We start from the raw sequence: 23,360 nt of genomic DNA on the forward strand, positions 1-23,360 counted from the left end.
CCGGCTCACGCTGCGTTGCCGCTCGCGGTCGCCGCGGCCGCGGGCTGTACCTGCTCGAGATGGCGCAGCAGTTTCGTCACCATCGCGACGACGACGAACGCGAGGACCACGAAGAACAGCGCGAGCGGCGTGAGCACCTGCACCGACACGAAGCCGGCCAGCCCCATCATCGCCGAGGACACCAGCAGCAGCGCGCAGCCGAGAATCGCGCTCGTCAGGCCCGCGATGTGCGGGAACAGCGAGTTGCCCTTCGCCATCAGCGTCGGATACATCGCGCCGGCGCAGAAGCCCATCACCAGCACGGGCGTCGCGAGCGTCCACACGCGCAGGCCGACCGTCAGCGCGAGCAGCAGCATCACAACCGACGCGGCCGCCATCAGCCGCGCGCCGATGCGCAACCGCTGCTCGGCGCTCGGCAGACGCGGACCGTGCAGCCGATTCGACAGACCGCCAAGGAAGTACATCATGCCGATGCCGAGCGCGAGATAGCCGAAGAAGGTCGGCGGCTTGTGCAGCGTGGTCTGCACCATGAACGGCCCGACGATGTTGAACACGAGCAGGATGCTGTAGCACAGGCCCTGCGCGAGGAAACAGCTTTGGAACACGGGGCTCGCGAGCACCTTGCGCGCGTTCACGGTCAGCGTGCGCGGTTCGAGATGCACGGGCTTCGGCAAGGTCTCGCGATAGCGCCACAAGAGCGCCCACATCACCAGCGAATAGATCAGCAGGAACACGAGGCACGCGCGCCAGCCGAACGCCGTCTGCAGATGCGCGCCGATCACCGGCGCGACGATCGGCGCGAGCCCCCATGCGATCGACATGTACGTGAACGCATGCAGCAACGCCTGACCCGCGAACGAATCGGTGATGATCGCCTTCGCGAGCAGGTTCGTGCTCGCGATGCCGAAGCCCTGCAACGCACGGGCGAGGATGAACGTCTCGAGATTCGGCGCCGCGAGCGACAGCAGACAGCCGACCGTGTAGACGGTCAGGCCGAACGCGAGCACGCGCTTGCGGCCATACGCGTCGGCGATCGGACCGAAGATCAGCTGGCCGAACGCGTAGGCGGCCATGTAGCCGGTGACGCTGGTCTGGATCGCTTGCGGCGAGGTACCGAAGTAGTGCGCCATCGCGGGCAGCGCGGGCACGTAGATGTCGATGGCGAGCTGTCCGGCGGATGCGAACAGGCAGATCAGGAACAACAGGAAGCGCGGCGAGTTCGGAGCGGAGTCGGCGGAGGCGGGTTGGTCGGCGGTAGCGTGGCTCATGGGTGCATCGAAAGGGAACACTGGCGGCGCGGGCAATCGGCGCGTTCGGTTATCGAACGGAAAAGACGCGGGTGCCCCGGCATTATCGCCGGGTATTGTGCCCGTGGTATCGCGGGAAGTGGGATATTCCCTGGCGAGGGTGTGGGATGGCGCGGCCGACCGGCGCGCTATCCCGCCGCAACGACGCTCATCTCGCGCAATCTTCGATCGACCGCAGCAACGCTCCGTGGTCCGCCGGGTCCTGGAAGAACGCGACGAAGCTCGCGTGTTCGCCGTTTGCGATGCGGTCCGAGCAGTCCTTCCCTTTGAGCGGGGGGCGAGACGCCGTCCAGATCACCGCCATCACGGCGAGGGCCAGCACGACGCCTGTAAAGACGAAGCCGAGCAGCAACGCGCATCACGCCGCAATGGATCGCCGCGAAGCGGCTGATCCTGAACGACGCCACCACGCGGCTTTCCCGTTTGACGACGGAATGGTTCAGCGCGGCGGGGCAGCATCCCACGCCGCGCATCCAGCTCAACTACTCGGATGCGATCAAGAGCCTCGTGGCGGCGGGATACGGCGCCGCGCTGCTGCCGCAGGAAGCGGGCCGCTCAACGGCCGACACTCGCATCGTCACACGTCCGCTGCGCCCGGCGTTATGGCGGCAGCTGGGCCTGGCCTTTCGCGCGGGTACGGTGGAGCGTCCGACTCAGTATGTGCTCGACGCATTGCGGAGTTTGCGGTTGAGCTAGTGAACAAGACTACATGGCCGCGGCTTTGCGTCTGTCCTGTTCTTCGCGGTAAAGCACGTACTCCTCCGCCATCGCTTTTGCAACGGATGGCCTACGCGCGGTGCGTTCGTAGTACTGCTGCACCGATGGCCACTGCGCGAGCTCGACGCCACTGTAGCGCGCCCAGTTCAACACAGTGACCAGATAAGCATCCGCGACGGAAAACCGCTCCAGCAAAAACTCGCGTCCATGCAAATGCTGCTCCAGCAGATTCAATCGCAACGCCACCTTCTTGTGTGTATAGCTAAGAACGTCGGCGGCCGCGTCCGGATCGAGCAGCGGCACGAATACTCCCTTATGCAGTTCCGTGCTGATGAAGCCAAGCCACTCCTGCAATTTCGCGCGTTCCGCCGTGCCGGCAAGCGGCGCGAGCGCGGCCGCCGGAAAGGCATCGGCGACATAAGGCAGGATCGCGGTGTTTTCGCGCAGCAGCCAACCGTCGTTGGTGCGAAGCACGGGGACCTGGCCGAGCGGATTGATCGGATAGAAATCGGAGCCGTCTCGCAGCCGCTTCGATTTCGTGTCGACTTCGACAAAGCGCGCATCGGCGCCGGCCTCGTAAAGTGAAATGCGCGTGGCGAGCGAACACGCGAGCGGCGAAAAATAAAGCTCCATGCAGATGTCTCCGGTCGTCTGTGAAGGTGTTTTTGTACTATAGTGAACAAAAATGGATGACGCCAGAGAATTTTATGCATGCCGGTACAAAAACGGAAAAACGCTCGCGCGGACGACCGCGTAGCTACGATTCGCAACAGGCCATGAACGATGCGCGCGACGCGTTCTGGCATGGCGGCTACTCGGGCACGTCGCTCGACGCGTTGAGCGAGGCGACCGGCATGAACCGGCCGAGCCTGTACGGCGCTTTCGGCGACAAGCACGCGCTGTATCTCGACACGCTCGATCGCTACATCGCGTTTGGCCGCGATGCGATGCAAGCCGCGCTGCATGGTGAGCGGCCACTCGCCGAGGCGTTGCTGGCCGTATACGAAGGCTCGCTCGCGCTCTACTTTCCACCGGGCCAGGTGGCGCGCGGGTGCTTTCTGATCGGCACGGCGGCGGTGGAGTCGAGAGCGGATGCGCAAGTACGTGACAAGCTCGCGCACGGTCTTGCCACGTTCGATGCGGAGTTCGAGCGACGGTTCGAACGCGCGCAAGCGCAAGGCGAACTCGATGCGGCCGCGAGTCCCGCGCTGCTCGCCAAAGTCGCATCGGCGATTCTGCATACTCTCGCGCTGCGCTCGCGCGCGGGCGACTCGCGCGAGTCGCTGCGTGCGACGGCGCAGGCTGGCGTCGCGCTGATCTGCGGGGCGCCGGGCAAAAAGCCAGGCAAGCCATCGAGCAAAACGCCGGCTAAAAAGCCAGGCAAACCGCGGCACAGGTCCAAAACCTGAAGCGCCGCGACCGCGCACCGCCTAGCGGTTGATGAACCGCTGAAGCTGCGCCGGATAGCGCTCGCCCACCACCTTGATCTGCTCGAGCGCCGCTTCGATGTCGGCGAGATCCGCCGGCGTCAGCACGACACTGGCGGCGCCGACGTTCTCCGCGAGGCGAGGCAGCTTCGTCGTGCCCGGAATCGGCACGATCCATGACTTCTGCGCGAGCAGCCACGCTAACGCGATCTGCGCGCGCGTCGTGCCTTTGCCATCTGCGATCCGCCCGAGCACGTCGACGAGCGCGGCATTCGCCTTGCGGTTCTCTTGCGAGAAGCGCGGCGCGATATTGCGGAAATCGCTCTTGTCGAAGGTCGTGCGCTCGTCGATCGCGCCGGTCAGAAAGCCCTTGCCGAGCGGGCTGAACGGCACGAAGCCGATACCGAGTTCTTCGAGCGTCGGCAGCACGCTGGCTTCGGGCTCGCGCCACCACAGCGAATACTCGCTTTGCAACGCCGCGACCGGCTGCACCGCGTGTGCGCGGCGGATCGACTCCACGCCCGCTTCGGACAGGCCGAAGTGCCCGACCTTGCCCGCGGCGATCAGATCTTTCACCGCACCGGCGACGTCCTCGATCGGCACGTTCGGATCGACGCGATGCTGATAGAACAGATCGATGCGGTCGGTTTTCAGACGCTTCAACGCAGCCTCGGCGACAGCGCGAATGTTTTCGGGCCGGCTGTTGAGCGGCTTTTTGGTGTCGCCATCCTGAAAGCCGAACTTGGTCGCGATCACCACCTGATCGCGAAACGGCGCGACCGCTTCGCCGACCAGCTCTTCGTTCACAAACGGACCATAGACCTCGGCGGTATCGAAGAACGTGACGCCTTGCTCGAAGGCCGCGCGGATCAGTTCGATGCCGGCCGCTTTTTCCGTGGCAGGGCCGTAGCCGAAGCTCAGGCCCATGCAGCCGAGGCCGAGCGCGGATACTTCGAGGCCGCTTTTACCGAGTTGACGTGTTTGCATACGACGCTCCAGTTGATGCGCCCGGCCCCGGCTGCTACCGGGACCACGACGCTTTGAATGCGACACGAGCCACGCGAGTCGTGGCACTGAAAGCGAGTTTAGGTTGCTGTGTGCGGCTCAACAATATCTCTATACTTGCATGGCGTATTGAATTGAATTCACAAATGGCGAATTCCCGACTGCCGCGCGCGGGCCTTGCCGAACTGACCGCCTTCATCACGATAGCCGAGCAGCGCAGCTTCAGCGCCGCCGCGCGCGTGCTCGGGCTGTCGCCGTCGGCGTTGAGTCACGCAATGCGCAACATGGAGTCGCGTCTCGACGTGCGGCTCTTCAATCGCACTACGCGTTCGGTCGCGTTGACGGAAGCTGGCGAGCGATTGCTACGGCGCGTGCGTCCGGCGCTGGCGGATCTCGAGGACGCGGTCGGGGAAGTCACGGCCGCGCGCAACCGGCCGTCGGGCACGATCCGCATCAGCGCTTCGGAGGCGTCCGCGAAACAGCTCGTGCGGCATGTGCTGCCTGATTTCTTCGCGCGCTATCCGGAGATTCACGTCGAGTTCGTGGTCGATTCGAGGCTCGTCGATATCGTCGCCGAAGGATTCAATGCGGGCATCCGCGTGCTCGAGGACGTGCCGCGCGACATGATCGCGGTCCGCTTCGGGCGCGACATGCGTCTGGTGGCGGCCGCGTCGCCCGAGTATCTCGCGCGTCATCCCGCGCCCGAGGCGCCGCACGATCTGATGCGGCACCGTTGCATTCGCTTTCGCTTTGAAAGCGGCACGCTGTATCGCTGGGACCTCACGCATCGCGGCAAGAGCGCGAGCATCGACGTCGATGGACCGATGACGCTCGGCAATGTGAACCTGATGGTCGAAGCGGCGCTGGCCGGTATCGGCATCGCCTGGGTGCCGCTTGATCATGTGGCCGAACACGTCGCGAGCGGCCGGCTCGTGCAGTTGCTGCCGGAGTGGAGCCCGACCTTCGCGGGCTTGTGCCTGTACTACCCGGCCAACCCTCATCCGCCGACCGCGCTGCGTTTGTTCGCAGAAGCAGTGCGCGCTTGGGGCGAGCGGCAGTTGAGCGATGAGCGGAACGAGGACCCGCGTCATCCCGTGAAACGAGTCGGTGCGCGAAATCAAAAGCCCGAAACAAACTGAAACATGCACGTTAAGCGCTTTGCGGAATAAGACGGCAAACTTGGGCGTTTGCCTGATACCCGCAGCGTCGATTTTCAAACATCTTTCGCGCCTTTCATCGCCTTCGTGAACGGAACCCCTATGAACACCCAAGCGAACTCCCTGGCCGATTCGACCGATGCGACTTGCCCGCCGCATTACACGCGCACCGCGATGACATTGCACTGGCTGATCGCGTTGCTGATGATCGTCAACGTCGTGCTCGCTCTGTCCGCTGATTCCCTGCCCGACGACTGGGTGCGTCCGGTGATCGACACGCACAAATCGATCGGCATCACGGTGCTCGGGCTCGCGCTGCTGCGCATTCTGTGGCGCGTGTCGCACAAGCCGCCGCCGTTGCCGCGCGAGTTTCCGTCGTGGGAAAAGATGGCCGCGCATCTCGCGCACTTCGCGCTGTATTTGCTGATGATTGCGTTGCCGCTGTCCGGCTGGCTGCACGATTCCGCGTGGAAGGACGCGGCCACGCATCCGATGCAGTGGTTCGGCCTGTTCCAATGGCCGCGTATCGGCTATGTGATGCACCTCGACCCGACGCTGAAGGAGACATTGCACGATCGCTTCGGCGCGCTGCATACGTGGCTCGGCTATACGCTTTATGCGTTGCTGGCGATGCATATCGGCGGCGCGCTCAAGCATGAATGGCTCGATCGCAAATCGGTGTTGAACCGCATGAAGCCGTAAAGCCGCGGCACGAACACGATTTCATCAAACAACCGCCACCAGCCCCAACCTTAAATATTCGCTTTGAAGAAGACTCTCGAACAGGCACTCGCGGCCGCGTCACCACGCATCCTGCCGCGTCGCGCGACGCTTTGGAGCACGCTGATCCATTCCAGCGTCGTCGTGCTGTGGGCGCTGCTGTTTGCGCGCGCGTTCTTTCTGCGCGGTGCGCTTGCGTGGTCCACCGGGATTGCATATGTCGTCTATGACACGTTGCTGCTCGCGTTCGTCACGTGGAAATCGTTGCCGCTCACGCGCCGCGCGGCGCCGCTCGAAGCCGACTACGAACGGCGCGAACTGCCGGGCATGGGTGTCATCGTCGCGTCGCATAACGAGGCCACCGTGTTGCCGGTGACGCTCGCAGCGCTGCTGAGGCAAACGCACGGCCCGGCGCAGATCGTGATCGCCGACGACGGCTCGACCGACGCCACTGCCGACCTGCTCACGCAACGCTTCGGCCTCACGCCCGCCGCCGAAGGCGTGCTGAGCGCGCCGAGTTCGCTGCATCCGAATCTGTTCTGGCTGCGCGTGCCGCACGGCGGCAAGGCGCGCGCGCTGAACGCCGCGATCACCGTGATGACGACCGACACCGTGATGACCGTCGACGCCGACACGCTGCTCGACGACGACGCCACCTACGCGATGCGCGCCGCGTTCGCGAGCGAACCGTCGCTCGTCGCGGCGGCGGGCATTCTCGTGCCGGTCTGCGGCAAGTCGCTGTCGGGCCGCGTGTTCCAGTGGTTCCAGACCTACGAGTACATGCGTAACTTCATCGCACGTTTCGCGTGGATGCGCGCGGACAGCCTGCTGCTGATCTCGGGCGCATTCGCGTCGTTCCGCCGCGATGCGCTTGTCGCGGTCGGCGGCTTCGATCCGCAGTGTCTGGTCGAGGACTACGAGCTGATTCACCGGCTGCGCCGCTATTCGGTCGATCACGAGCTCGGCTGGGACGTGCGCGTGGTCGGCGAAGCGCATGCGCGCACCGATGCGCCCGACACCCTCGCAAGCTTTCTGCGCCAGCGTCGCCGCTGGTTCGCGGGCTTCCTGCAGACGCAGTACTGGAACCGCGACATGACCGGCAATCCGCGCTACGGCACGCTCGGCATGCTGATGCTGCCGATCAAGGCGGTCGACACGATGCAGCCGATCTACGGCCTCACGGCATTCGCATTGCTACTCGGTTTTCTATTCGGCGGACATGGCGCGATCGTCGTGTCGATCTTCAGCGTGATCGGTCTGAAAACGGCGATCGATCTGGCGTTTTACCTTTGGAGCATCCATTTGTACCGGCGCTGGACCGGCGAGCGCAGCGGCAACAGCCTCGGCATGGCGATGCTCGCGGCCGTCGCCGAGCCGTTCACTTTCCAGCTCGCGCGTCATCTGGGCGCCGCGCTCGGCTGGCTGCACTTTTTGCGCGGCGGCCGCGCATGGGGCGTGCAACGGCGCACCGGGCTCGTCGCTGGCGACGACGATTGAGCACGTCGATGGACAGCTCACAACCCAGGTCAATGTATCTGTAGGGCGGGTGTGGTAAAGGTAGATCCTTCACGCCGATGCGGCTGATGCGCAATGTGTGCTGCGACGCATCGCGCCTGCCCGCCACAGTGCCATGCGCCGGCTGCATCAAGTAGACTGGTAAAGATGCCGCACTGCCATGCAGCGCGGCAACCTTCTATCCGCTCGTGCACGGAGGCTTGACCTATGCATGCAGTTCCCCCGCTAGATCAGGAACAGGAAATCGCCGGCGCCGCGCTTGCCGCCGCGCCTGCTCAAGCCACTCACGACGCGCCGGTGCGTGATCTGCGCCGCGTCGCCATTCATCCCGATTACTGGTACCCGCTCGCGTGGTCGCATGAAGTGAAGCGCGGCAAGACGCTCGGCGTGACCTTCGCCGGCGATCCGATCGTGCTCGCGCGCACCGAGAGCGGCAAGGTGTTCGCGCTCGAAGATCGCTGTGCGCATCGGCAGGTGCCGCTGCATCAGGGCGTGGTCGACGGCGAATCGATTCGCTGCGGCTATCACGGCTGGACCTACGACTGCTCGGGCACCTGCATCGATGTGCCCTACCTCGGGCGCGAGCGTCTGCCGAACGGCGTGCGCTCGTATCCGTGTCAGGAAGTGGCGGGACTGATCTTCGTGTTTCCCGGCGATGCCGCGCTCGCCGAGGAACGGCCGCTGCCGGACTTTTGCTCGGTGTCGGACCCGAAGTACAAGACGCGCCGCTTCGGCCGTCCGGTCAAGTGTCATTATTCGTTCATGCACGAGAACCTGATGGACATGAATCACCAGTTCCTGCATCGGCGCCAGATGGGGCAGATGCGCGCGCGTTCGCTCGGGCGGCGGCGCGGTGAGGGCTGGGTCGAGATCGACTATACGTTCGCGCGGATGGCGGGCCAGCAGCCGATTGGCGAGGCGATGGTGTTCGGCGAGCGGCGCAAGACCGGTGGCTTCAACCACAAAGACGTGATGACGATCCGCACCGAATACCCGTACCAAACCCTGCAGATCCGCAACAACGACAAGACGCTGGTGATGGACCTGTGGATCGTCTATGTGCCGCTCGATCGCGAGCAGCGCACCAACCGGACCTTCGGGCTGCTGTCGATCCGCAAGCCCGGCATTCCGGGCGTGATGAATCTTGCATGGCCGCTGCTGGTGTGGTTCACCGAGCGCATTTTCAAGGAGGATCGCGAGATCGTCGAGGCGGAGCAGCGCGCCCACGATTCGCAGGGAGCCGACTGGAATCACGAGGTGTTCCCGGTCATCAACGACCTGCGCGCGCTGCTGCGCGAGTGCGGCGCGCCGGACCGGGTGGTCGGCGCGGGCACTGGCGATACCTCGGTGATCCGCTTCTGGGATTCGCGTCACGGCAATCCGCTCGCGAAGACCTGAACGCAGCGCGGCGCGGCGCGGGTGTGTTCACCGGCGCCGCGCAATCCGTCCCACCACGGCTTTCTCCCCCGCTGGGAATTAATCCATCTCCGCACGGTAGGCAATGCGCGGCGTGCAAGCGGCGATAATGTCGCACGGTACTGTTATTGCTCGCGAGTTTGCGCCAATCGACATTCGTCGCGTCCGCACCCGTGTACCATTGCGCTTTTTCCAAACTTCAAGACTCGCTCGTGACCACGCAACAAACCCCCACCGCCTCGCGTAAATCCCTCACTCTGCTGCAACTGCTTGGCCTGATCGGCGCCGCGGGCCTGATCGCGTCGTACGCGCTGAACCTGCTGGTACAGACGCACTGAAGCAGCGCCCGCGTCGCGCGGGCAGCCTTACGCCGGCGCGCGTCGCCGGCTTTCTCGAGATTCCGATTGCCATGTACAAAAAGGGCGTAGCCGTAGAAATCCAGTTTTCCCCCGAGCGGCTCAACGATGGCGCCGGCGATCCGTACTGGATCGATCTGACCCACGACGAAGCGCAGCGCCTGCTCGACAGCCTGCAGGCGCGGCTCGCGGGAACCGGTAGCGGCACGGTCGCTCCGCTCGTCGTGAGCTTCGATGCGACGGCGCGCACGACCGCGGCGGATGCCGCCGCGTCCGCTACGCCCGATGCGCCGTCGGCCGCGAACGCCGCCACGGCCGAGGAGTTCAAGCAATGGGTCTGCGTAATCTGCGGCTGGGTCTACGACGAAGCCGCCGGCGTGCCGGAAGAGGGCATCGCGCCGGGCACGCGCTGGGCCGATGTGCCGGCCGACTGGCGCTGCCCGCTGTGCGATGTGGGCAAGGACGATTTTGCGCTGGTGGAGTTTTAAGGGGCGCGCCGAGGCTCGCCTGATAAATCTGCTCTACGCCGTCCCTTCCGGATAGTCCGCGCCCTCGGTCGTCGCTCGCCATGTGTCGAAATCGCCGCGCATGAAGTCGAGCTTCTTGTACGCGAGATCGAGCGCGGCCTTGCCGAGCAGCAGACGCAGCGGCGGCGTGTCCGACAACGCGGCATCGATGATCGCCTGCGCGGCGCGCACCGGGTCGCCGGCCTGCTTGCCGCTGCGCGCTTCTGTCTGCTTGCGGCGCTCGCCGGCGGTCGACGCGTAGTCGTCGATCAGCGTCGCCGACTGCTTGATCGACGGCCCCGCCCAGTTGGTGCGGAACGGCCCCGGCTCGACGATCAGCACGCCGATGCCGAGCGGCTTCACTTCCAGCGCCAGCGATTCCGACAGCCCCTCGACCGCGTACTTGGTCGCATGATAAAAGCCAGTCGCCGCGAAACTCGTAATGCCGCCGATCGACGACACGTTGACGATCAAACCGCTGCGCTGCTCGCGCATGATCGGCAGCACGGCCTTCGTGATGTCGATGAGACCGAACACGTTGGTCTCGAACATCGCGCGCACTTCGCTGTCGTCGCCTTCCTCGATCGCGGCCAGATAACCGTAGCCCGCGTTGTTGACGAGCGCGTCGATACGGCCGAAATGGCGCTTCGCCTGCGCGACCACGGTTTCGATCTGCGCGCGATTGGTCACGTCGAGCGGCAGCACCAGCGCGCGCTCGCCGTGCCCCTGGGCAATGTCCTTCACTTTCGATGCATCGCGCGCGGTGACGACCGCGCGCCAGCCGCGTTCGAGCACGAGCTTCGCGAGCTCGCGGCCGAAGCCGGTGGAACAGCCTGTGATCAGCCAGACGGGATTGTCTCGATTCATCATGTGGAACACTCCTGTTGAGGGTCTATGACGTGAGGACTCGAAAACGGCGCGCCGATGCGGCGCGAACGCGCGGCGCGTCGGCAATCGGTATGCGGGTGATGTCCAGCTTGCAGCGTGCCCGGTTCGCGCGGCGGACGGTTCGGGCGGTGGCCCGCGTGAGCGCGCGTGCCGCTGCGCGGATTCGACGGGTGATGACGACGGGCGCCGCCGTAACTGCTATGACTGCGAGGACCGCGTGGGGCTGATGTGACGTTTCAATTCTAATCGCAGCGCGGCGGCTTCGCTTTGCAGCGCGCCGACGAACGCGTCCGCGAGCGGATGCGCGGGCCGGTGCTCGGGACGGATCACACTGACGCGAAAAGGCAGCGATAGCGCGAGCGGCCGGATATGCAGATTGCGGCCCGCGAAATCGAGCGCGGTCAGCGGATTGACGATCGCGATGCCGAGCCCTTGCCGGACGAAGCTGCACACCGATACCGCGGTCGGGGTTTCGATCAGCAGGCGGCGCGCGATGCCAGCCCGCGCGAACGCTTCGTCGATCTGCAGCCGGTACGGATCGTTGGCGGACAGGCTGATGAACGCCTGATCGGCGAAGTCTTTCAACGCGATCACGCGTTTCGCGAGCAGCGGGTGAGCGTCGGGCAGCACGCACACTTCATCGACGGCGACGAGCGGCGTGAGCCGCGTGCCGGGCGGCGGCGCGTCGTGCTCGGTGAGGCCGAGGTCGTAGCGCTGCGCGGTCAGCCATTCTTCGAGAAACGGCGACTCCTGCGTCGCGATCGATACGCTGACACCCGGCTGCGCATCGTGAAAGCGTTTGACGGCGCCCGGCAGGATCGAATGCGAAAACACCGGCAGCGCGATCACGGACAGCTGGCCGCCCTTGAATTCGCGCAGCGCGGCCGCCGTCGACGCGACGCGCTCGAGCCCGACATACGCGCGCTGAATCTCGTCGAACAGCGTCAGCGCGGATTGCGTTGGACGCAGCCGGCCCTGCGCGCGCTCGAACAATGCGAAGCCGATGCTCTGTTCCATGCGCGCCAGTTCGCGGCTCACGGTGGGCTGCGACGTGAACAGCATCTCGGCTGCCTTGGTGACGCTGCCGGCTGTCATCAGCGCGCGGAAGATTTCGATGTGCCGGTGCGTGAGCGCCATAGTGGTCCGGGGTATATCAGAAGTGAATAGATCAGCGATGGATCGGTATTTTACTGAATGATCGCCGCGGCTCATCATATCGGCTATCGCTTTCACACAGCTTCGACATGCAACCGACCATGACGCGATTCAACCCACATCAACTCGCCGACCTCGCGCGCCAGCACGGCACACCGCTATGGGTCTACGACGCCGACACGATCCGCCAGCACATCGCGCAGTTGCGCAGCTTCGATACCATCCGCTACGCGCAGAAGGCCTGTTCGAACGTGCACATCCTGAAGCTGATGCGCGACGAAGGCGTGATGGTCGATGCAGTCTCTTTGGGCGAGCTAGCGCGCAGTTTTGCGGCGGGGTTTGCAGCTCAAGCTGTGTCGCACGACGCACCCGAAGGCGTGGTATTTACCGCCGACTTGCTCGACCACGCGACGCTAGCCACCGTGCTCGACGAGCGGATCACGGTCAACGCCGGCTCGCTCGACATGCTCGAACGGTTCGGACGACATGCGAGCGAAGGCCATCGCGTGTGGCTGCGGATCAATCCCGGCTTCGGTCACGGCCACAGCAGCAAGACCAACACCGGCGGCGAGCACAGCAAGCACGGCATCTGGCGCGACGACCTGCCACGCGCGCGTGAATTGGTGCGGCGCTATCGGCTGAAGCTCGTCGGGCTGCACATGCATATCGGCTCCGGTGTCGATTACGCGCATCTCGCGAAAGTTTGCGACGCGATGGTCGATGCAGTGTCGCAACTCGATCAGGATATCGAGGCGATTTCCGCGGGTGGTGGTTTGTCGGTACCGTATCGCGATGGCGAGCCGAGCGTCGATACCGCGCATTATTTCCGGCTGTGGGACGATGCGCGGCGGCGCATCGAAGCACAGGTCGGGCATCGTGTTCGGCTCGAAATCGAACCGGGGCGCTTTCTGGTCGCGCAGGCGGGGGTGCTGGTTGCCGAAGTTCACGCGCTGAACCGGCGGCCGTCGCGGCAATTCGCGCTGCTCGACGCGGGCTTCAATGACCTCGTGCGGCCGTCGTTCTACGGCAGTCATCACGAGATCAGTGTGCTTCGGCACGACGGCACGCCGAGCGATGCACCGGTCGGCTCGTTCAGCGTGGCGGGGCCGTTGTGCGAGGCCGGCGACGTGTTTACGCAGGCGCAAGGCGGTGTCGTGACGAGCCGCTCGATGCCCGCGCCTCAAGTGGGCGACCTGCTCGTGTTTCATGATGCGGGCGCGTACGGCGCGTCGATGTCATCGAACTACAACAGCCGGCCGCTTGCTCCCGAGGTGCTGATCGAGCGCGGCAATGCGCGGCTGATCCGGCGCAGACAACGCATCGAAGAATTGATCGCGCTCGAAGAAACGGCGGGTTGAAGTTCAAGGCTCAACGCGCCCGCACCGTGCGCGTGTACGACGCGATCATCGTCGCGAACTCCTGCGCGGCTGGCGTTAGTGGAATCGCCGCGCGTTGCAGCAGACAGACGTTTTGCTGCAACGCGCGCTCGCGCACCGGGATCGTCGTCAGCATGTCCGCGAACGGCCCGCGCTTCGTGATGACCGACGATTCGAGCGACAGGCAATCGGTCGCGCCTACCAGATGCAACGTTTCGTATAAGCCCTCGACGGTCGCGACGATCTTCGGCGGCGGTAATCCGTGGCTGTCGAACAGATGACTCAAGCGGTTGACGTGCGGCTCCTCGGTCAGATTCGGCGAGCGCGTCGTCACCCACGTGCAATCGACGAGCTCGGCGAGCGACTTCGCGCCCGCCTTCGGATGACCGCGCCGGCACACGATCACCGGGTCGGACGGATAGAGCGGCGTGACCGACAGATCGGCGGTATCGGTCTGCTTCGAGACGAGCGCGACCGCGAAATCCAACGTGCCTTCACGGATCCACGAAATCATCATGCGCGACGTGCCCGTGCGCAGATGCACGGCGACGCGCTCGAAGCGCGCACGAAACTCCATCAGCACCGGCGCGAACGCGTCGACGAGCGGCTCGGTCGTCATGCCGAACGTGACCTCGCCCACGTAGTCGCCGCGCAACTGACGCACGTCCTCCTCGGCCCGCTCGCATTCACCGAGGATCGCGCCGGCCCGCTGCAGCAGCCGCTGGCCCAGCGCGGTCAGCGCAATGCCGCGATTGGTGCGCGTGAACAACGTCGCGCCGAGCATCGATTCGAGGTTCTGCAACTGCTGCGTGATGCCGCTTTGCGCAATGCCGAGCGCGCGCGACGCCGCGCGGATGCTGCCATGCTCGGCGACCGCCGTGAACGCGCGCAACTGCGAAATCGTCAATGCCATGGCGTCAGGGTCTGGTGATCGGTAAAAGTGATCATGATAGTCCGAACGGGACTTCTTTGAGGCACGGCGGCAGCTTACGATCGCGCTGTCCTGATCCGCTCCCCGTCGCCGTCCATGAAAACTTCGCTGATGATTCTTTGCGCCGCGCTGGCTTTCAGCAGCGGCGCGTTCGCCGCTGACGCCAACACGTTGCGCCTCGGCATCGACCCGACCTATCCGCCGATGGACTCGAAGGCCCCCGACGGCAGTCTGAAGGGCTTCGACGTCGATCTCGGCAACGAGATTTGCCGGCGCATCCACGCGCATTGTCAGTGGGTCGAACTCGAGTTTTCGGGCATGATTCCGGCGCTGCAGGCACGCAAGATCGACGCGGTGCTGTCGTCGATGGCGATCACCGAAAAGCGCGAGCAGCAGATCCTGTTTTCGTCGAAGCTGTTCCAGTTCAAGTCGCGGCTGATTGCGCGGCAAGGCTCATCGCTCGCGCCTACGGCGAGCGGACTTGCCGGCAAGCAGATCGGCGTGCAGTCGGGCACGCAGTTCGAGGGCTACGCGCTGAAGAACTGGACGCCGCTCGGCGCGAACGTGGTCGCCTACAAGAGCCAGGACGAGGTGTTCGCCGATCTGCGCAACGGCAGGCTCGACGGCGCGTTGCTCGGCACCGTCGAGGCCGATTACGGCTTCCTGCGTACGCCGGCGGGCAAGGGCTTCGCGTTTGTCGGCGAGCCGCTTTCGATGGGCGATCGCGGCGTCGGCATCGGCTTGCGCAAGGATGAAACCGAAGTGCAGGCATCGATCAACGCGGCGATCGCGTCGATGCGCGAGGACGGCACCTATGCGCAGATTGCGAAGAAGTACTTCGACTTCGATCCGTACGGCAATTGATCCAGGTTTCCAACTTTCCTTCACGGCTTTCCCTTCATGAACAGGCAATCGATTCCGCTTCTGTCGCCGGCTATCGGCACGCACCGCGAGCTGGTGTCGTTTCATTTCGGCGCGGCCAATAGCGGGCAGAAGATCTACATCCAGGCGTCGCTGCATGCCGACGAAACGCCGTCGATGCTGACCACGGTGCTGTTGAAGCGGAGATTGCTGGACCTCGAACAGGCCGGCGCGCTCAATGCGGAAATCGTGCTCGTGCCGGTGTCGAATCCGGTCGGGCTCAGTCAATACGTGCTCGGTCAGTTCGTCGGCCGCTTCGATCTCGGCAGCGGCAAGAACTTCAACCGGCATTTCGTGCAGTTCACGAAGCTCGTCGAGGATGCAAAAGAGGCGCTGGGTGCCGACGCGAACGCGAACCGCCGCATCGTGCGCGCACTGCTCACGGCCGAACTCGCGCGACAGAAGCCGCTGACCGAATTCGACTCGCTGCAACTGGCGCTGCTGAAGCTGTCATGCGACGCGGACGTCGTGATCGATCTGCATTGCTCGCTCGAAGCGGCGATGCATGTGTACACGAGCGAGGCCGCGTGGGCCGAGTTCGAGCCGCTGTCGCGCTACCTCGGCGCCGAGGCCTCGTTGCTCGCGACGGATTCGGGCGGCGGCGCGTTCGACGAAACGCACAGCCTGCTGTGGTGGACGTTGCAGCAGCAGATGCCGGCGAGCAAGCCGGTGCCGACCGGGTCGATCGCGGTGACGGTCGAATGCCGCGGCCAGCGCGACGTGTCTTACGAAGTCGCGCAGCAGGATGCCGACGCGCTCGTCGACTATCTGGTGTGGCGCGGTGCGATTCGCGGTGAGGCCAAGCCGTTGCCGCCGCTTCTGTCGCCGGCGACGCCGCTCGCGGGCAGCGAGCAGTTCTATGCGCCGGTAAGCGGGATTCTCGTGCACCGCGCGAAGATCGGCGACACGATCCGCGTCGGCCAGCCGCTGTTCGATATCGTCGATCCGCTGACCGACGAGACGACCACGATCGCGAGCCAGACCGAAGGGGTGCTGTATATGCGACGCGCGATCCGTTTCGTGACGGCCGGTGCGCCGCTCGGTCGCGTGAGCGGCACGCGGCCGATCAGAACGGGCGTGTTGCTGGGCGCCTGATCGATTGACAGAGGGCCCGCGCTCTTCGTCGCACCGCCTACGCGCTTGGCGGCACGAGTCACGACGCATCGGATGCCGCTATGCCGGACTCGGCATCGAGGACCGCGTCAACGCCTCGCGCGACGGCGCTGACATGCGCCGCAGCCGCGTTGCCGTGAAGTTGGATGGCGCGATCCGACGCGGCCATTGCGCGTCTCGCCGACTGTGCGGATTTAATCTCTTTCAGCCGCGAAAAAGCCCAAGCCCGCTTCCGGACAAAGGCCGATACTCGTCGTCATACTCAACGTGTGTCGGCGCGGCCGGCTTTTTGAAGGGGACGGATAAAGTGAGCAAGGCTATCCAATGGAGCGGGGTGTTTCCCGCCGTCAGCACCCAGTTCAAGCCGGATTTCTCGCTCGACATCGACGCGACGCACCGCGTGGTCAGCAGTCTCGTCAAGGACGGCGTGTCGGGTCTGGTGGTCTGCGGCACGGTCGGCGAAAACACTTCTCTGAGCACGTCGGAAAAGCTTCAGGTGATCGAGGCCGCGCGTGACGCGTCCGGCGGCAAGGTGCCGGTCGTCGCGGGCGTCGCCGAGTTCACGACGGAGTTCGCACGGCAGACGGTGCGTGAAGCCGCCCGTGTCGGCGTCGACGGTGTGATGGTGATGCCGGCGCTCGTCTATTCAGCGAAGCCGCACGAAACCGCCGCGCATTTCCGCTCGGTCGCGACCAGCACCGACCTGCCGGTGATGATCTACAACAACCCGCCGATCTACAAGAACGACGTGACGCCGGACGTGCTGATCGCGCTGCAGGACTGCGAGAACATCGTCTGCTTCAAGGATTCGTCGGGCGATACGCGGCGCTTCATCGATCTGCGCAACGCGGTGGGCGACCGCTTCGTGCTGTTCGCCGGCCTCGACGACGTGGTGGTCGAAAGCATCGCGGTGGGTGCGGAAGGCTGGGTGTCGGGCATGTCGAACGCGTTCCCGAAGGAAGGCGAGACGCTGTTTCGCCTCGCCACCCAAAAGCGTTTCGATGAAGCGTTGGCGCTGTATAGCTGGTTCATGCCGCTGTTGCACCTCGACGCGCGCCCCGACCTCGTGCAATGCATCAAGCTATGCGAGGAACTGCTCGGGCGCGGCAGCGCCGTCACGCGTCCACCGCGCCTTGCATTGCAAGGCGATACGCTCGCCGAAGTCAAAGACATCGTCGCAAAGGCGCTCGCTACGCGTCCGACGCTGCCGGACGTTGGTCTATAGAACGCCTGAAAGACATCGGCATCCTGTCCGCCTGGTAGGGGGACAGGATGCCGAACCCAACCGCGAGCGCAGACATCAACTCGCCGTCGGCACCGGCGCCACCGCAGCCGGATCGCTGATACTCGGCCGGCCGTTCTCGATGTGACCGGCAAAGCGGCGCGAGAAGCGTGCGTCGTCGCTGCTCGTTACCGTCAGGTCGCACCAGTGATGGCTCGACGCAAGCATCCAGCCTTCTTCGATACGCGCATTGGCCGGCACGACCACGGTGCGCGGCCGCGCGCCGTATGCGTTGTCGATCACCGTCAGATGCGCGATGCCACCACTGCTGTTGGTGAACTTCAGGAACACGTTGCCATTCGCGACGTCGTATCGTGCGGTCACTTCAGGCTGAGCCGGCGCTCAGGTCGAACGAGCGATTCTCCTGCATCAACCCGACGATGTGCTCGACATCGCGGATCGTGCCCGTGCGCGAAAACGCGGGCACTGCCTGCGCGTTGCGGATCGACTCGGGCAATGCGGTCATCGCGGCGGCGGCGCCTGCGGATGAAGCCAAGGTTTGCAGGAAACGGCGACGGCCAATTGATGTCATCGAATATCACGTTCTGCGTAAAGGAAGAATAGCGGGTGAACGCGCCGTTGGGGTGTTTCGCCGTCGGTGACGCGTTGCTCTTGCCGATCAGTTGCGGGCCAGTCGTCGGTTGATCGAAAGAAAATGGAAAGTATTGGGAAGGTCAATGTTCATGGCGCTGCCATCTGCGCTATGTTTGCTGCATTACGGTTCGCGTATAAGCACGATTCAATGACTCGCATCGATCCGCCCATCGACATGTCGCGACTCGAAGACGAATGGCTCGAAGCGGACGGCTTCGGCGGCTTTGCGTCGGGCACGGTCGGTATGTTGCGCACGCGCCGCTACCATGCGCTGCTGCTAGCCGCGACGCGCGCGCCGGGCGGACGCATGGTGCTCGTCAACGGGATCGAGGCGTGGGTCGAGGCGGGCGGCGAGCGCTTCCCGTTGACCATGCAACGCTATGGGCCTGACCTGATCTATCCGGATCTGCGCGGCAACCTGCTCGGTTTCGATACCGCGCCGTGGCCGACGTGGCGCGTTCAACTCGATGCGCATACTGCGATGATCGCCGACGTGTTCGTCAGCAAAGCGACGTGCGAAACGGTATTGCGCTGGCGGCTCGAAGGGGGCGAACTCGATGCGCCCGTGCTGAAGGTCAGACCGCTGTTGTCGGGCCGCGATTATCACGCGCTGCATCACGAGAATCCGGCCTTCGACTTCAGCGCGCAGGTCAGCGCCGATCAATCGTGCGCGAGCTGGCAGCCTTATGGCGGACTGCCGGTCGTGCGGGCGGCGACGAACGGCACCTATGCGCATGCGCCCGATTGGTATCGCAACTTCTGCTACGTGCGCGAGCAGGAGCGCGGTCTCGATTGCAGCGAAGATCTCGCGGCACCCGGCGTGTTCAGCTTCGATCTCGCCGAGGTCGAAGCGGTGATGATTCTGAGTGCAGCGAGCACGGCCGCCACCCAGAACACCAACGACAATCCCAGGACCACCGCCCGCGCCTCCCAACTCGCCGACACCGAACAACGGCGCCGGGCCGCACTCGGCTCGCGCCTGCAACGCTCGGCCGACGCCTATGTCGTCACCCGCAACGAAGGCCGCACGATCCTCGCAGGCTTTCCGTGGTTCACCGACTGGGGCCGCGACACCTTCATCGCGATGCGCGGCCTGCTGATCGCGTCGAACCGTCTCGACGACGCCGAAGCGATCCTGCTCGAATGGTCGGGCACGCTGTCCGACGGCATGCTGCCGAACCGCTTCCCCGACTACGGCGACGCGCCCGAATACAACTCGGTCGATGCGTCGCTATGGTTCATCGTCGCCGTTCACGACTATCTGGCTACGCCCCATGCAAGCGCGCGGGCGCGCGCGCATCTGCAGCAAGCCGCCGAAACGATCCTGACCGGCTACACGAACGGCACGCGCTTTAACATCGGCTGCTGTCCCGACGACGGTCTGCTGCGCGCAGGCATCCCCGGCGTGCAACTCACGTGGATGGACGCGAAAGTCGGCGACTGGATCGTCACGCCGCGCATCGGCAAGCCGGTCGAAGTGCAGGCGCTATGGATCAACGCACTGCGAATCGCGTCGGCATGGAACCCTCAGTGGCGGCAGGCTGCCGAGCGCGCGGCGCTCGCATTTCACCGGCGCTTCGTCGATCCGGCCACGCAGACGCTGTTCGATAACGTCGACGTCGATCATGTGCCGGGCACGGTCGACCGCTCGGTCCGGCCGAACCAGATCTTCGCGATCGGTGGCCTGCCGTTTCCGCTGCTCGAAGGCGTGGCGGCGCGCGCGGTCGTGGCGCAGGTCGAAGCGCAATTGCTGACGCCGCTCGGCCTGCGCTCGCTCGCGCCTTCCGATCCGGCCTATCGTGGCCACTACGGCGGCGCGCCGCTCGAACGCGACGGCGCTTATCATCAGGGCACCGTGTGGGTGTGGCTGATCGGCCCGTTCGTCGAAGCGTGGCTGCGAGTGAATGGCGCAAGCGCCACCAATCTCACACAGGCGAGGAGGCGTTTTCTCGCCCCGCTGTACGCGCATCTCGATCACGCGGGCCTCGACCACCTGTCCGAGATCGCCGACGGCGACGCGCCGTACGCGCCCGCCGGCACGCCGTTCCAGGCCTGGTCACTCGGTGAAATGCTGCGCGTCGAAAGTCTGCTTGCCCGATTCGAGCGCGACGGCGCGTAAACCGCGCTACGATGTTGGGTCCTACCGCCAGGCTTGTTGCAAGGACGTTCTCATGCCACCGCTGCGCGCTGCCAATCTGCTTGCCACAATCGAAGGTTCCCGGCTGCATTCGCCCGAATGCGGCCACTGGCAGCGCTGGGGGCCGTATCTGAGCGAGCGCCAGTGGGGCACGGTGCGCGAGGACTACAGCGCGAACGGCACCGCCTGGGACTCGTTTCCGCACGACCATGCGCGCAGCCGCGCCTACCGTTGGGGCGAAGACGGCATCGCCGGGTTCGGCGACGACCGGCTCAGCTGGTGCGTATCGCTCGCGCTGTGGAACCGCAAAGACCCGATCATCAAGGAGCGCCTGTTCGGCCTGACCAACGCGCAGGGCAATCACGGCGAGGACGTGAAGGAGCTGTACTTCTATCTGGACGGCACGCCCACGCACTCCTACATGCGCATGCTGTACAAGTACCCGCATGCGGCTTATCCGTACCAGAACCTGATCGACGAAAACGCGCGCCGCGGCGGCGACATGCCGGAGTACGAAGTACTCGATACCGGCGTGTTCGACGATCTGCGCTATTTCGACGTGCAGGTCGAATACGCGAAGCACACGCCCGACGACATCGTGATGCGCGTGACGATCGAAAATCGCGCGGACGAGGCGGCGTCGCTCGATGTGCTGCCGCAGATCTGGGCGCGCAACTCGTGGTCGTGGAAGGAGAACAAGGACAAGCCGAAGCTCGTCGCCGGCACCGACCACGACGGCGCGGTGAGTCTGCTTGGCCATCATCATGTGCATGAGCCGATCGTCGTGACCGCCTGGTCGAAGGACGCACCGCAACTCGCGTGGCTGTTCTGCGAGAACGACACCAACGTGAAGCGGCTGTTCGGCATGGACGGCGCGGGCCCGTTCAAGGACGGCTTCAACGATTACCTCGTGCACGGCGACGCGAACGCGATCCGTCGCGACGCGGGCACCAAGGCCGCCGCACATGCACCGCTGGAACTCGGGCCGCATGGACGCGCGGTCGTGTATCTGCGCTGGCACCCGCAAGCGGTGAGCGATGAAGCGCCATTCGATGCGGACGCGTTGATCGCGCGCCGCGTCGCCGAGGCCGACGAATTCTATGGCGCATTGCAGCACGAGATCACCGACCCCGATGCGCGCCTCGTGCAACGTCAGGCGCTCGCCGGCATGCTGTGGTCGAAGCAGTACTACCAGTACGACGTGCAGCGCTGGCTCGACGGCGACCCGCTGCAGCCGAGCCCGCCCGCCGCGCGCAAGCAGGGCCGCAACAGGGACTGGCGACATCTGTGCAACGCGGACATCGTGTCGATGCCGGACAAGTGGGAGTACCCGTGGTACGCGTCGTGGGACCTCGCGTTTCACGCGGCCGCGTTCGCGCTGATCGATCCGGCGTTCGCGAAGAAGCAGTTGCTGCTGCTCGTGAAGGACCGCTATCAGCACCCGAACGGTCAGTTGCCGGCTTACGAATGGGCGCTCAGCGATGCAAACCCGCCTGTCCATGCGTGGGCCGCATGGCGCGTGTACGAGATCGATCGCGCGCTGACCGGCAAGGCGGACCGTGATTTTCTGGAACTCGTGTTTCACAAGCTGCTGCTGAATTTCTCGTGGTGGGTGAACCGCAAGGACGCCGACGGCCACAATATTTTTCAGGGCGGTTTTCTCGGTCTCGACAACGTCGGCATCTTCGACCGCTCATCGCCGCTGCCGACCGGCGGCCACATCGACCAGGCCGACGGCACCGCGTGGATGGCCGCGTATGCGCTCGACCTGATGCGTATCGCGCTCGAACTCGCCTACGCGAATCACGTGTTCGTCGATATCGGCGTGAAGTTCTTCGAGCACTTCCTGTACATCGCGGAAGCGGTCAGTTGCGACGACGGCTGCGACACGGGCCTGTGGGACAGCGCGGACGAATTCTTCTACGACAAGCTGCGCTTGCCGGACGGCAGCAACATGCCGATGCGCGTTCGCTCGATCGTCGGATTGATACCGCTGTTCGCCGTGCACGTGCTCGAAGAGCGTTTGCATGGCGGCTTGCCGGGCTTGCGCGAGCGCCTCGTATGGTTTCTCGAGCATCGGCCCGATCTCGCGAAGCTGGTGTCGCGCTGGAACGAGCCCGGCAAGGGCAACGCGCTGCTGCTGTCGCTGCTGCGCGGGCATCGGATGAAGGCGCTGCTGCGGCGCGCGCTCGACGAAAGCGAATTTCTTTCCGATCACGGCGTGCGCGCGTTGTCGCGTTGCCATCGCGACCATCCGTTCGTGTTCGAGCACAACGGCAACAGCTTCTGTGTGAAATATCTGCCGGCCGAATCCGATACCCGTGTGTTCGGCGGCAATTCGAACTGGCGCGGGCCGGTGTGGATGCCGGTCAACTATCTGCTGATCGAATCGCTGTACGAGTTTCATCGTTACTACGGCGATGAATTCCGCGTCGAGTATCCGACCGGGTCGGGCCAGAAGTTCTCGTTGAGCGAAATCGGCGACGAACTCGCGCGCCGCGCGACCACGCTGTTCCTGAAGGACAAGAATGGCGAGCGGCCGGTGATGGGTGCGTATCCGCTGTTGCAGGCGGACCCGCGTTCGCAGGATCTGATCCTGTTCCACGAGTATTTTCATGGCGACAACGGTCGTGGCGTCGGGGCTTCGCATCAGACCGGCTGGACCGGGCTCGTCGCGTTGCTGTTGCAGCCGCGCGCGATGGCGGCATCGGGCAACGTGCCGCTGGCGGGGGAACCGGCGCCGGCGCCCGCGCCGATTCCGGTGAAAGAGCCGGTACCGTCGCTCGCGGCCGCGACGACGAAGTAAGCGCGCCGCGCGCTCGCGCGCGAAGGCGATT

21 protein-coding genes and 2 pseudogenes are annotated in these 23,360 nt (G+C 64.8%); 14 read left to right on the plus strand and 9 right to left on the minus strand.

Features of this window, described 5'->3' with window-relative positions; translation table 11 throughout:
• Positions 1 to 5: 5 nt before the first annotated feature.
• A complete protein-coding gene (locus tag AB3X86_RS08880; RefSeq protein WP_368595661.1) occupies positions 6 to 1,268 on the minus strand; it encodes a multidrug effflux MFS transporter in 1,263 nt (420 codons plus the stop codon).
• Positions 1,269 to 1,455: 187 nt separating this feature from the next.
• Positions 1,456 to 1,659, minus strand: coding sequence for a hypothetical protein (locus AB3X86_RS08885; RefSeq protein WP_368595662.1), 204 nt, complete (start codon positions 1,657 to 1,659; stop codon positions 1,456 to 1,458).
• Between the two features lie 2 nt (positions 1,660 to 1,661).
• On the opposite strand from AB3X86_RS08885, the pseudogene AB3X86_RS08890 reads away from it, so the two are divergent.
• Positions 1,662 to 2,003, plus strand: a pseudogene (locus AB3X86_RS08890) (LysR family transcriptional regulator substrate-binding protein); the annotation flags it as partial.
• A gap of 9 nt (positions 2,004 to 2,012) precedes the next feature.
• Here the strand turns inward: AB3X86_RS08890 and AB3X86_RS08895 are convergent.
• Positions 2,013 to 2,657 (minus strand): glutathione S-transferase C-terminal domain-containing protein, encoded by a 645-nt coding sequence (locus AB3X86_RS08895; protein ID WP_368595663.1) that lies wholly within the window; start codon positions 2,655 to 2,657, stop codon positions 2,013 to 2,015.
• Between the two features lie 143 nt (positions 2,658 to 2,800).
• On the opposite strand from AB3X86_RS08895, the gene AB3X86_RS08900 reads away from it, so the two are divergent.
• Positions 2,801 to 3,433 carry a TetR/AcrR family transcriptional regulator gene (locus AB3X86_RS08900; protein WP_368595664.1) on the plus strand — a complete coding sequence of 211 codons (633 nt, stop codon included), beginning with the start codon at positions 2,801 to 2,803 and terminating at the stop codon, positions 3,431 to 3,433.
• A gap of 21 nt (positions 3,434 to 3,454) precedes the next feature.
• Here the strand turns inward: AB3X86_RS08900 and AB3X86_RS08905 are convergent, their stop codons facing one another.
• Complete coding sequence (locus AB3X86_RS08905; RefSeq protein WP_368595665.1) at positions 3,455 to 4,438, minus strand: aldo/keto reductase; 984 nt, start codon at positions 4,436 to 4,438, stop codon at positions 3,455 to 3,457.
• 179 nt (positions 4,439 to 4,617) lie between these two features.
• Between AB3X86_RS08905 and AB3X86_RS08910 the strand changes: the two genes are divergently transcribed.
• From AB3X86_RS08910 to AB3X86_RS08935, 6 genes are all read left to right on the plus strand, one after another.
• On the plus strand, positions 4,618 to 5,595 hold the full coding sequence (locus tag AB3X86_RS08910) for a LysR substrate-binding domain-containing protein (protein ID WP_368595856.1): 978 nt from the start codon (positions 4,618 to 4,620) through the stop codon (positions 5,593 to 5,595).
• Between the two features lie 120 nt (positions 5,596 to 5,715).
• A complete protein-coding gene (locus tag AB3X86_RS08915; RefSeq protein ID WP_368595666.1) occupies positions 5,716 to 6,315 on the plus strand; it encodes a cytochrome b in 600 nt (199 codons plus the stop codon).
• 63 nt (positions 6,316 to 6,378) lie between these two features.
• A complete protein-coding gene (locus AB3X86_RS08920) occupies positions 6,379 to 7,830 on the plus strand; it encodes a glycosyltransferase (RefSeq protein WP_368595667.1) in 1,452 nt (483 codons plus the stop codon).
• Between the two features lie 225 nt (positions 7,831 to 8,055).
• Positions 8,056 to 9,246, plus strand: a complete 1,191-nt coding sequence (locus tag AB3X86_RS08925; protein WP_368595668.1) for a Rieske 2Fe-2S domain-containing protein — start codon at positions 8,056 to 8,058, stop codon at positions 9,244 to 9,246.
• A 230-nt stretch (positions 9,247 to 9,476) separates the two neighbouring features.
• Positions 9,477 to 9,602, plus strand: a complete 126-nt coding sequence (locus tag AB3X86_RS08930) for a hypothetical protein (protein WP_368595669.1) — start codon at positions 9,477 to 9,479, stop codon at positions 9,600 to 9,602.
• Positions 9,603 to 9,673: 71 nt separating this feature from the next.
• Positions 9,674 to 10,108: a rubredoxin gene (locus AB3X86_RS08935; RefSeq protein WP_368595670.1), complete on the plus strand. Its 435-nt coding sequence runs from the start codon at positions 9,674 to 9,676 to the stop codon at positions 10,106 to 10,108.
• Positions 10,109 to 10,141: 33 nt separating this feature from the next.
• Here AB3X86_RS08935 and AB3X86_RS08940 read toward each other — a convergent pair whose 3' ends face one another.
• The gene (locus AB3X86_RS08940) at positions 10,142 to 10,996 is read right to left on the minus strand and encodes an oxidoreductase (RefSeq protein WP_368595671.1); all 855 of its coding nucleotides are present in this window, start codon (positions 10,994 to 10,996) and stop codon (positions 10,142 to 10,144) included.
• Between the two features lie 216 nt (positions 10,997 to 11,212).
• A complete protein-coding gene (locus AB3X86_RS08945; protein ID WP_368595672.1) occupies positions 11,213 to 12,151 on the minus strand; it encodes a LysR family transcriptional regulator in 939 nt (312 codons plus the stop codon).
• 119 nt (positions 12,152 to 12,270) lie between these two features.
• Between AB3X86_RS08945 and lysA the strand changes: the two genes are divergently transcribed.
• Positions 12,271 to 13,527, plus strand: a complete 1,257-nt coding sequence (gene lysA / locus AB3X86_RS08950) for a diaminopimelate decarboxylase (RefSeq protein WP_368595673.1) — start codon at positions 12,271 to 12,273, stop codon at positions 13,525 to 13,527.
• A 10-nt stretch (positions 13,528 to 13,537) separates the two neighbouring features.
• Here lysA and AB3X86_RS08955 read toward each other — a convergent pair whose 3' ends face one another.
• Positions 13,538 to 14,458 carry a LysR substrate-binding domain-containing protein gene (locus AB3X86_RS08955; RefSeq protein ID WP_368583390.1) on the minus strand — a complete coding sequence of 307 codons (921 nt, stop codon included), beginning with the start codon at positions 14,456 to 14,458 and terminating at the stop codon, positions 13,538 to 13,540.
• Positions 14,459 to 14,572: 114 nt separating this feature from the next.
• Between AB3X86_RS08955 and AB3X86_RS08960 the strand changes: the two genes are divergently transcribed.
• The 3 genes from AB3X86_RS08960 to AB3X86_RS08970 all read left to right on the plus strand — a co-directional run bounded on the left by AB3X86_RS08960 (position 14,573) and on the right by AB3X86_RS08970 (position 17,735).
• Positions 14,573 to 15,340 carry a transporter substrate-binding domain-containing protein gene (locus tag AB3X86_RS08960; protein WP_368595674.1) on the plus strand — a complete coding sequence of 256 codons (768 nt, stop codon included), beginning with the start codon at positions 14,573 to 14,575 and terminating at the stop codon, positions 15,338 to 15,340.
• 36 nt (positions 15,341 to 15,376) lie between these two features.
• The gene (locus tag AB3X86_RS08965; RefSeq protein WP_368595675.1) at positions 15,377 to 16,492 is read left to right on the plus strand and encodes a succinylglutamate desuccinylase/aspartoacylase family protein; all 1,116 of its coding nucleotides are present in this window, start codon (positions 15,377 to 15,379) and stop codon (positions 16,490 to 16,492) included.
• Positions 16,493 to 16,817: 325 nt separating this feature from the next.
• A complete protein-coding gene (locus tag AB3X86_RS08970) occupies positions 16,818 to 17,735 on the plus strand; it encodes a dihydrodipicolinate synthase family protein (protein WP_368595676.1) in 918 nt (305 codons plus the stop codon).
• A 75-nt stretch (positions 17,736 to 17,810) separates the two neighbouring features.
• Here AB3X86_RS08970 and AB3X86_RS08975 read toward each other — a convergent pair.
• Together AB3X86_RS08975 and AB3X86_RS08980 are read right to left on the minus strand one after the other, a co-directional pair.
• A pseudogene (locus AB3X86_RS08975) lies at positions 17,811 to 18,131 on the minus strand (phospholipase domain-containing protein); the annotation flags it as partial.
• Positions 18,118 to 18,324 (minus strand): twin-arginine translocation signal domain-containing protein, encoded by a 207-nt coding sequence (locus AB3X86_RS08980; protein ID WP_368595677.1) that lies wholly within the window; start codon positions 18,322 to 18,324, stop codon positions 18,118 to 18,120. The gene AB3X86_RS08980 and the pseudogene AB3X86_RS08975, both read right to left, overlap by 14 nt.
• Before the next feature lie 210 nt (positions 18,325 to 18,534).
• On the opposite strand from AB3X86_RS08980, the gene AB3X86_RS08985 reads away from it, so the two are divergent.
• Positions 18,535 to 20,505 carry an amylo-alpha-1,6-glucosidase gene (locus tag AB3X86_RS08985; RefSeq protein WP_368595678.1) on the plus strand — a complete coding sequence of 657 codons (1,971 nt, stop codon included), beginning with the start codon at positions 18,535 to 18,537 and terminating at the stop codon, positions 20,503 to 20,505.
• A 52-nt stretch (positions 20,506 to 20,557) separates the two neighbouring features.
• On the plus strand, positions 20,558 to 23,329 hold the full coding sequence (locus AB3X86_RS08990) for a glucosidase (RefSeq protein ID WP_368595679.1): 2,772 nt from the start codon (positions 20,558 to 20,560) through the stop codon (positions 23,327 to 23,329).
• Positions 23,330 to 23,360 lie beyond the last annotated feature (31 nt).

This window comes from Paraburkholderia sp. BR14374 (assembly GCF_040948685.1).
Lineage (GTDB): Bacteria > Pseudomonadota > Gammaproteobacteria > Burkholderiales > Burkholderiaceae > Paraburkholderia > Paraburkholderia youngii.

Bases quoted from the DNA above. Each gene is read 5' to 3' on its own strand.
- AB3X86_RS08880 (WP_368595661.1), bottom strand. From the start codon at position 1,268: ATGAGCCACGCTACCGCCGACCAACCCGCCTCCGCCGACTCCGCTCCG.
- AB3X86_RS08895 (WP_368595663.1), bottom strand. From the start codon at position 2,657: ATGGAGCTTTATTTTTCGCCGCTCGCGTGTTCGCTCGCCACGCGCATT.
- AB3X86_RS08900 (WP_368595664.1), top strand. From the start codon at position 2,801: ATGAACGATGCGCGCGACGCGTTCTGGCATGGCGGCTACTCGGGCACG.
- AB3X86_RS08905 (WP_368595665.1), bottom strand. From the start codon at position 4,438: ATGCAAACACGTCAACTCGGTAAAAGCGGCCTCGAAGTATCCGCGCTC.
- AB3X86_RS08915 (WP_368595666.1), top strand. From the start codon at position 5,716: ATGAACACCCAAGCGAACTCCCTGGCCGATTCGACCGATGCGACTTGC.
- AB3X86_RS08925 (WP_368595668.1), top strand. From the start codon at position 8,056: ATGCATGCAGTTCCCCCGCTAGATCAGGAACAGGAAATCGCCGGCGCC.
- AB3X86_RS08935 (WP_368595670.1), top strand. From the start codon at position 9,674: ATGTACAAAAAGGGCGTAGCCGTAGAAATCCAGTTTTCCCCCGAGCGG.
- AB3X86_RS08940 (WP_368595671.1), bottom strand. From the start codon at position 10,996: ATGATGAATCGAGACAATCCCGTCTGGCTGATCACAGGCTGTTCCACC.
- AB3X86_RS08945 (WP_368595672.1), bottom strand. From the start codon at position 12,151: ATGGCGCTCACGCACCGGCACATCGAAATCTTCCGCGCGCTGATGACA.
- lysA (WP_368595673.1), top strand. From the start codon at position 12,271: ATGACGCGATTCAACCCACATCAACTCGCCGACCTCGCGCGCCAGCAC.
- AB3X86_RS08955 (WP_368583390.1), bottom strand. From the start codon at position 14,458: ATGGCATTGACGATTTCGCAGTTGCGCGCGTTCACGGCGGTCGCCGAG.
- AB3X86_RS08960 (WP_368595674.1), top strand. From the start codon at position 14,573: ATGAAAACTTCGCTGATGATTCTTTGCGCCGCGCTGGCTTTCAGCAGC.
- AB3X86_RS08965 (WP_368595675.1), top strand. From the start codon at position 15,377: ATGAACAGGCAATCGATTCCGCTTCTGTCGCCGGCTATCGGCACGCAC.
- AB3X86_RS08980 (WP_368595677.1), bottom strand. From the start codon at position 18,324: ATGACATCAATTGGCCGTCGCCGTTTCCTGCAAACCTTGGCTTCATCC.
- AB3X86_RS08985 (WP_368595678.1), top strand. From the start codon at position 18,535: ATGACTCGCATCGATCCGCCCATCGACATGTCGCGACTCGAAGACGAA.
- AB3X86_RS08990 (WP_368595679.1), top strand. From the start codon at position 20,558: ATGCCACCGCTGCGCGCTGCCAATCTGCTTGCCACAATCGAAGGTTCC.